The 1,001-nt window shown below is 59.9% G+C and carries 2 protein-coding genes; both read left to right on the top strand.

Features of this window, described 5'->3' with window-relative positions; translation table 11 throughout:
• The first annotated feature begins 161 nt into the window (after positions 1 to 161).
• The gene (locus AC07Y2_RS28715; RefSeq protein WP_039768332.1) at positions 162 to 674 is read left to right on the top strand and encodes an Hcp family type VI secretion system effector; all 513 of its coding nucleotides are present in this window, start codon (positions 162 to 164) and stop codon (positions 672 to 674) included.
• A gap of 67 nt (positions 675 to 741) precedes the next feature.
• Positions 742 to 999: a PAAR domain-containing protein gene (locus AC07Y2_RS28710; RefSeq protein ID WP_074690629.1), complete on the top strand. Its 258-nt coding sequence runs from the start codon at positions 742 to 744 to the stop codon at positions 997 to 999.
• Positions 1,000 to 1,001: the final 2 nt, after the last annotated feature.

The raw sequence follows: 1,001 nt of genomic DNA, 5'->3' as shown, positions 1-1,001 counted from the left end.
GAACAGCATCACTCAGGAAGTGCTCGCCTCTCTGGAGCGGATCCTCAACCTGTAACCGATTTTCAGCGTGCTCATCCCGAGTGCCTGCAAAGCCATGGCCTTTTTTGGCCAAAACCCACGACCTCATGGGTCGTTCATTTGATCGCGACAAGGAGCTTGTCATGCCAACACCCGCTTACATCAGCATCCACGGCCAAAACCAGGGCCATATCACCAAGGGCGCGTTCACCGCTGATTCGGTGGGCAACGTTTATGTCGAAGGCCACGAGGATGAAATCCTCGCCCAGGCAATCGATCATCAGATCACCACGCCTACCGACCCGCAAAGCGGTCAGCCCGCCGGCCAGCGCGTGCACAAGCCGCTGATCTTCACCAGCGCCCTTAGCAAAGCCTCGCCCATGCTCTACCAGGCGCTGGCCACCGGCGAAATGCTGCCGACCGTCGAGGTCAAGTGGTTCCGCACCTCTGGGGACGGCAAACAGGAGCACTTCTTCACCACCAAACTGGAAGACGCCACCGTCGTCGAGATCGACACCGTGCTGCCCCACGCCCAGGACAGCGGCAACGCCAACTACACCCAACTGATCAAGACCAGCCTGGCTTATCGCAAAGTCAGCTGGAGCCATGTGGTGGCCGGTACCGAAGCGTCGGATGACTGGCGTAAACCGGCTTAACCGCCAACGGGCACGTTCCGCCGTGAAGACGGCGGAATGCTCACTGACTCGATGCTAAGGAGGCTCTATGCCTGCCGTCGTTCTGGTCGGACACGACCATGATTGCCCCTTGTGTGGCTCTACCACCGTGGACAGTGGATCGCCGACTTTCAAAGTCAACGGCCGCGCCGTCGCCCGCGTCGGTGACAACCTCGGTTGCGGTGCCGTGATTACCAGCGGCGCGCCCTCCATGACCATCAACGGACAACCTGTAGCCCGTGTCGGCGACACCACCGACCACGATGGCGAACTGGAAAACGGTGATAGCAGTTGGTTGATCGACTGACA

Source organism: Pseudomonas sp. GW456-12-1-14-TSB6 (genome assembly GCF_059424205.1).
Note: the sequence above shows the minus strand (reverse complement) of the source record. Positions and strands in the feature narration are given on the sequence as shown.

Coding starts and splice junctions, on each gene's coding strand:
- AC07Y2_RS28710 (WP_074690629.1), top strand. CDS start 742: ATGCCTGCCGTCGTTCTGGTCGGACACGACCATGATTGCCCCTTGTGT.
- AC07Y2_RS28715 (WP_039768332.1), top strand. CDS start 162: ATGCCAACACCCGCTTACATCAGCATCCACGGCCAAAACCAGGGCCAT.